This is a genomic window from Rhizobium leucaenae USDA 9039, from assembly GCF_000426285.1.
GTDB lineage: Bacteria > Pseudomonadota > Alphaproteobacteria > Rhizobiales > Rhizobiaceae > Rhizobium > Rhizobium leucaenae.
The window spans coordinates 1-2,791 of the sequence record NZ_AUFB01000081.1 but is presented as its reverse complement, the minus strand read 5'-3'; the positions used below and the strand labels follow the sequence as shown (position 1 = coordinate 2,791).

At 57.5% G+C, this 2,791-nt stretch carries 2 protein-coding genes and 1 pseudogene; all 3 read left to right on the top strand.

Annotated elements, in window-relative coordinates; genetic code table 11:
- Nucleotides 1-115: 115 nt before the first annotated feature.
- Nucleotides 116-358 (top strand): annotated as a pseudogene (gene tnpB, locus K290_RS35750) (IS66 family insertion sequence element accessory protein TnpB); the annotation flags it as partial.
- A gap of 48 nt (nucleotides 359-406) precedes the next feature.
- On the top strand, nucleotides 407-1,981 hold the full coding sequence (tnpC, locus tag K290_RS0133185) for an IS66 family transposase (RefSeq protein ID WP_004128951.1): 1,575 nt from the start codon (nucleotides 407-409) through the stop codon (nucleotides 1,979-1,981).
- Nucleotides 1,978-2,541: a UPF0149 family protein gene (locus K290_RS0133180; RefSeq protein ID WP_004128954.1), complete on the top strand. Its 564-nt coding sequence runs from the start codon at nucleotides 1,978-1,980 to the stop codon at nucleotides 2,539-2,541. Before tnpC ends, K290_RS0133180 begins: the two co-directional genes overlap by 4 nt.
- Nucleotides 2,542-2,791 lie beyond the last annotated feature (250 nt).

The following is a 2,791-nucleotide window of genomic DNA, read 5'->3' as shown; positions in this document are numbered from 1 at the left end:
TAAAACATTATGTGGCGGAAGATGCCAGATTTGGCAGTCCCCGGCTGGCGCCATGACGGCTCCGCCACAAAATCTCACCCGATGCATAAAAAGGGTTATGTGGCGCGCCACATAACCCTATTGCGGCGACGTGTTCGTGTTCCGCGCCAAGCGTCTTGATCGGCTTCGTTGCATTTACTGGGACGGATCAGGCATGATTTTAGCGACGAAGTGGTTGGAGGCAGGCAAGTTCGTTTGGCCACCGATCCGCGATGGCGCCATGCAGATGACGCGCGAAGAGTTCTCACTTTTGGTTGCCGGTATTGACTGGACAAGGGTGAAGCAGAACCCAGTGAAGCGGCCCTTGAAAGTTGGTTGATCCTATTGGTTTTGCTTGAAGATTCAGGCTCATGTGGTAGGGTCCGTCATGCCGCTTCGACCCGATCCCTTGCCCCAGGACACTGCGCAATTGACCCGGATCATTCTCTCGCTCAACGAAGAGAATGCCGACCTTAAGGCGCGCGTGGTCTTCCTTGAGCGCCAGCTCTTCGGGACGAAATCGGAGAAGATGACAGTGCTCGATCCGACGCAGGCAATGCTCGATCTTGGCGATCTAAGCGACATTCCCGTTGCTGCCAATGACGATGTCGTGCCGGTCATTGAAGACAAAATGCAGGCACGGCGATCGCCAGCGCGCAATATCGGCCGCTTGCCCAAGCACCTTCCGCGGTATGACGAGGTCATCGAACCAGAGAGCAAGACTTGCCCCTGCTGTTCGTTCGAACTTCATTGCATCGGCACTGATGTCAGCGAGGCGCTCGACATCGTGCCTGCGGTTGTCCGGGTGAAACGGACGATCCGGCCACGCTATGCATGCCGGGCCTGCGAAAGTGTTGTTGTGCAGGCGTCCGCACCGGCACGCGTGATGGACGGTGGCATGGTGACCACGGCGTTTGCCGCGCATGTCGCTGTTTCGAAGTTTGCCTGGCATCTCCCGCTCAACAGACAGGCGCAAATGCTGGCCTCCTGCGGCGTCATCATTGATCGCGGTACGCTCGGGGCATGGGTCACGCGTGTCGCCTGGTGGCTTGAGCTCCTCTACGATGCGCTGACCGCCTTCATCCGCTCGCAGCCGAGGGTGTTCTGTGACGAGACGCCGCTTCCGCGCCTCGATCCAGGACGCAAGCGAACCAAGGTCTGCCAGTTATGGGCGCAAGCGGTTGACGACCGCCCCTGGAATGGTCCGGCGCCGCCGGCGGTTGCTTATATCTTTGCCGAAAGCCGCAGTGCGCGCGAGATCGAGGGGCAATTGTCGTCGTTTGCCGGCGTGCTTCAGGTTGATGGATACCAAGCCTATAAAACCATGGTCAAACGACGCGGCAAGAGCAACGTTGCCCCCATGCGGCTGGCCTTCTGCCTCGCCCATGCACGGCGAAAGTTCGTTGATGTCGTCAAACTGACCGGCTCTTCGGAGGCCTTGTCGATCCTTGCCAGGATTGCAGAAATCTATCGCATCGAAGCAAAACTACGAGGGGAAGATGAAGATACCCGGCTTAGCGGCAGGCGTCGTGAGGCGGCTCCCATCATGAGGGAGCTGAAGGTCCATCTCACCGAACTGAGCGACGAGGTGTCGTCGAAATCAGCACTTGGCAAGGCAGTCACTTACATGCTCAACCACTGGGGCGGCCTGACAGCCTTCCTCGATGATGGCCGGATCGAGGTGGACTCCAACGTAGTCGAGCGTTCAATGAAATCCGTGGCTCTGACGAGAAAGAACTCATTATTCGTGGGCAACGAGCGGGGTGGCCAGACCTTCGCGGTCCTGGCATCGCTCGTGAACACGGCAAAGCTTAACGGCGTGGACCCCGACGCCTGGCTTGCCGATGTGCTGGAACGCATCATCTCCGGCAAAGTCAAAGCCAACGAGATGGAGAGCCTTTTGCCTTGGGCCTGGAACGCCGAGCGCGAAGCGATGACACAGCAGGAGCGACAAGCGGCATGACACAGAACAGCCAGGAGATGACGCCGCGACCGAAGCTCGATGACGACGCATTCGAAGCCTTTATCAGGAGACGTCGTCCGCCATCGCCTATCTGGTCAATGAGCAGTCTCGATGGCTATCTTACGGCCCTCATCATCGGCCCGAAGTTCATCGACCCACGCCAATGGATCCCGGAACTGACCGGCCCGGATGCCCTGAACCTGCCAATGGAAACAACCGAACATCGGGCCGTGCAGACGATCGTGGCGGAGTATAATCGGATATCTGCAAGCCTTTCCGAGAGACCGAAAGACCACCGGCCCAGGTTCACCAGGATCGATGATCAGACCCTTGATCCATTCGATTGGGACATCTGCTTTCTCCTCGGAACAGGATACGCGCCGAGGCTTTGGCAGCCTGTCCTTCGAGGTCATGCCGTCACTGGGGATATCATCGCGCCGATCCGCAAGCTCGGCGAGACAAAACGGAAAGCGACCCACCAGGATGCTGCTGCCGTCGCCGAAGCACTCGTCAATATCCGAACCTATTTTATGCCGAAGCGGGCAAAGCAGAAGTTCTAAAAGAAAGTGCTATTGCGATCCCGTCAACGCCGAAAGCAGTGGGCTGTTCGTCGCGCTCACTGTCATCCTGAATGTACGATGGTGTCAGAACCCAGCGAGTGTCTCTTGCCCATGTCATATTTCGACATTGATGTTTATAGAGCCACCAGCGACGCCACGGCGCTGAATCCGGGTTAACAGTCATGCTCGGATGATTTCGGCCATGTATTGTGGGTTTCTGCCTGCTTTGTTTCGTCTGAGTTTGATACTG

Excerpts from the sequence above, each read along its gene's own strand:
- tnpC (WP_004128951.1), top strand. The coding sequence starts at position 407 with ATGCCGCTTCGACCCGATCCCTTGCCCCAGGACACTGCGCAATTGACC.
- K290_RS0133180 (WP_004128954.1), top strand. The coding sequence starts at position 1,978 with ATGACACAGAACAGCCAGGAGATGACGCCGCGACCGAAGCTCGATGAC.